The following is a 3479-nucleotide window of genomic DNA, read 5'->3' as shown; positions in this document are numbered from 1 at the left end:
CCGCGCCGTCGGCGCCGAGCTCGCGCGCCGCCCCGCCGCGGAGAGGCCCGACGCCGTCTTCGCCGCCAACGACGTGCTGGCCCTCGGCATCCTGCAGTCGCTCGTCGCCGGCGGCGTCTCGGTGCCGCGCGATGTCGCCCTCGTCGGCTACGACGACAACGAGTTCGCCGAGGCATCCCTCATGCCGCTCACGAGCGTCCGCGCGCGACACGACGGCTTCGGAGCCACCGCGGTGGACCTGCTGTTCGAGGCCATCGAACACGGCTCGGTCACCGACCCGCAGCGCGTGTACGAGCCGGAGCTCGTCGTGCGCGAGAGCTCGCGTCGCACCGCCCCCTGACCCGCACATCCCATACGGGTACGACATCGAAGGAGAACCACGTGTCCCACTCGCAGCCGCATGAGCTGTACCGCCCGATCGAGCTGACGTTCGAAGGCACCCGCGTCGTGCCTGCCGACCGCACGCCGCTCACCGTCCGGATGCGGCACAAGGCATCCGGGGTCGAACGCGTCGCCCTGGGATTCTGGGACGGCGGCACGACCTACCGCGCACGCTTCGCCCCCGATCTCGAGGGCGCGTGGACCTGGGAGAGCGAGAGCGACGAGTCCGCGCTGAGCGGTGCGACGGGTGAGCTCGAGGTCGCACGCGGCGACGACCACGGACCTGTGCGCGTCGCGCACCGCTTCCACTTCGCCCACGCCGACGGCACGCCGTTCCGGCCCGTCGGCACGACCGCCTACAACTGGCTGCACCAGAACGAGCCGCTGTACTCCTCGACCGTCGACGCGATCGCCGACGCCGGATTCAACAAGTTGCGCTTCATGGTCTTTCCGCAGGGCGGCGGCTACATCGAGCACGTCCCCGACCTCATGCCGTTCGAGAGGACTGACGGCCGCTGGGACGTCACCAAGCCCGTGCCGGCGTTCTTCCAAAGGCTCGACAGCGCGGTGGAGCTGCTCGGCGACCGCGGCATCCAGGCGGACGTGCTGATCTACAACGCCTATGACCGTGGCCAGTTCGGCCTCAACGAGCTCACCGAGGAGGAGGACGCGATCTATCTGCGCTACCTCGTCGCGCGCCTGGCTGCGTACCCGCACGTCTGGTGGTCGCTGTGCAACGAGTTCGACCAGCTCGAGCGCCCGGCGGAGCGCTGGGACCGCACCGGCTCCCTCCTCGCCGAGATCGACCCCTACGATCATCTTCGCTCGATCCACAACTGGATCGAGCTGCACGACAACAACCAGCCGTGGATCACGCACGCGTCGATCCAGAACGGGTCGGCCACGACGGACTTCGGACGCGCGAACCTCTACCGCGACGTGTACGGAAAGCCGGTCGTGCTGGACGAGATCAAGTACGAGGGCGACATCCCCGACCGCTGGGGCCACCTCGACGCCCAGCAGCTCGTGCACCAGTTCTGGATCACGACCGTCGCCGGGTGCTACGCGTCGCACGGCGAGAGTTTCGTCACCGAGTCGGGAAGCCTCCACATGGTCGAGGGCGGGCCGCTGCGCGGCGACTCGCCGGCCCGGCTGGCGTTCCTGCGACGGATCCTCGAGGAGGTCGACGGCCCAGGCCTCGACCCAATCGACAAGTGGGACGACCCGGCCTATGTCGCGGGCATCCATCGTCGGGTGTACGTGCAGTACCTCGGCCGCAGCGCGCCCGCGACCTGGGCGTTCCGCCTGCCCATCGGCGTCCCCGGGGAGCGGCCGGAGCCCGGCGACCGGTTCGAGGTCGACGTGATCGACACGTGGAACATGACCGTCACGCCCGTCGGCCGGGTCTTCACGCTCGACGATGTGCAGCGCAACGACGCGTACGACCGCGCGTCGGCACCGGTCGACCTGCCGGAGGGCGAGGCGATCGCGCTGCGCATCACCCGCGTCGAGGACTGAGCCGTGGCATCCGTCGATCGCCTGCGCGCGTGGCGGCGCGGCCCGCGCCTCGGGACCGCGTACTACAACGAGTACCTTCCTGACCCGGGGCGGCTCGAGACCGATCTGCGGTTGATGACGGATGCCGGGATCACCTGCATCCGCGTGGGTGAATCGGTGTGGTCCACCTGGGAGCCGCGTGACGGCGAGTTCGATCTCGAGTGGCTCACGCCGGTGCTCGACCGCGCCCGCGCGCACGGCATCGACGTCATCCTCGGCACTCCGACCTACGCGGTGCCGCCGTGGCTCGCGCGCACGCACCCCGAGCTGGCGGTCGTGCGCCGCGATGGCTCGCGGGTGCCGTGGGGTGGGCGCCAGGAGGTCGACTACACCTCCGAGGTCTTCCGCGGCTACGCGGAGAGGATCATCCGCGCCGTGCTGGGCCGGCACGGGCGGCATGCGGCGGTGATCGGCGTGCAGCTCGACAACGAGGCGGGGCTGCACCTCATCCACAACGATCACGTGGTCGACCGGTTCCGGCAGTGGGTCGCGGATCGCTACGGCGACGTCGAGACGCTCAACCGCGAGTGGGGGCTGGCGTACTGGTCGCACCGCATCGGCGCGTGGGAGGAGCTGTGGGCACCCGCGGGCAACACGACGCCCGCGTACGACCTGGCGTGGCGGCGGTTCCAAGCCGAGCAGACCGCGCAGTTCATCGGCTGGCAGGCCGGCATCGCGCGCCAGCTCGTGGCCGACGACACGTTTCTCACGACCTGCATCGCGTACCAGCGGCCCGCGATGGACGACGTCGCCGTCGGTGCCCGCCTCGACATCGCCAGCGGCAACGCCTACTACCTCGCGCAGGACGCGCTCGACCTCGACCGCGAGGGAGCCGGCGGCCAGTGGTACGCCGACGACGTGCCGCAGCTCGTGCTGATGGCCGACCGCATGCGCGCCACCCGCGAGGGACCGTTTCTCGTCACCGAGACCGGCGCCGCCTCGATCGGCCCGGCGTGGCTCACACGGCCGCCCTACGACGGACAGCTCGCGCAGGCGGCGTGGCTGCTCGTCGCGCGCGGTGCGCGGCTCGTGTCGTACTGGCACTGGCACACCCTCCACTCGGGCGCCGAGGTGCACTGGGGCGGCATCCTCGGGCACGACCTCGAGCCGGGGCGCATCCACCGCGAGATCTCGGGCATCGGTGCGCAGTTCGCCGTTGCGTCCGAATGGCTGGCCGATGCCGAGCCGGACGCCGACGTAGGCATCGTGTACGCGCACGACAGCGAGTGGGTGACGGCGTTCGAGCCGCCGCTGGCGTCGGGGGGCGGGCCCGACCGTACGTCGTACGCCCGGATCGTGGGCGCGTTCGGTCGCGCGGCCGTCGACGCCGGGCTGCAGGTCGGCTCTGTGAACGAGCGGCAGCTGCCCGAGGCGAGCGAGCTCCTCGCGCGGTTCCCGGCGCTGATCGTCGCGGGGCTCATCACCGCGTCCGACCGGACGCTCGCCGTGCTCGAGGAGTACGCGCGACTCGGCGGCCGGTTGATCGTGGGACCCCGCACCGGGTACGGCGACGACGACGGACGCATGCGCGGCGTGGCCGC

General features: G+C 71.1%; 3 protein-coding genes. All 3 read left to right on the top strand.

Translation table 11 applies throughout. The features are described 5' to 3' along the window. Nucleotides 1–340: substrate-binding domain-containing protein (locus EIO58_RS14730; RefSeq protein ID WP_164861738.1), on the top strand; the 340-nt coding region annotated here is incomplete at its 5' end. Nucleotides 341–381: 41 nt separating this feature from the next. Then, complete coding sequence (locus tag EIO58_RS14725) at nt 382–1899, top strand: apiosidase-like domain-containing protein (RefSeq protein WP_127820155.1); 1518 nt, start codon at nt 382–384, stop codon at nt 1897–1899. A gap of 3 nt (nt 1900–1902) precedes the next feature. Continuing rightward, nucleotides 1903–3479, top strand: a 1577-nt coding sequence (locus tag EIO58_RS14720) for a beta-galactosidase (RefSeq protein ID WP_127820154.1), incomplete at its 3' end; no start/stop codon positions are given.

The organism is Microbacterium sp. CPCC 204701, from assembly GCF_004010105.1.
Taxonomy (GTDB): Bacteria; Actinomycetota; Actinomycetes; order Actinomycetales; family Microbacteriaceae; genus Microbacterium.
This window is presented reverse-complemented; position numbering and strand designations above follow the sequence as displayed.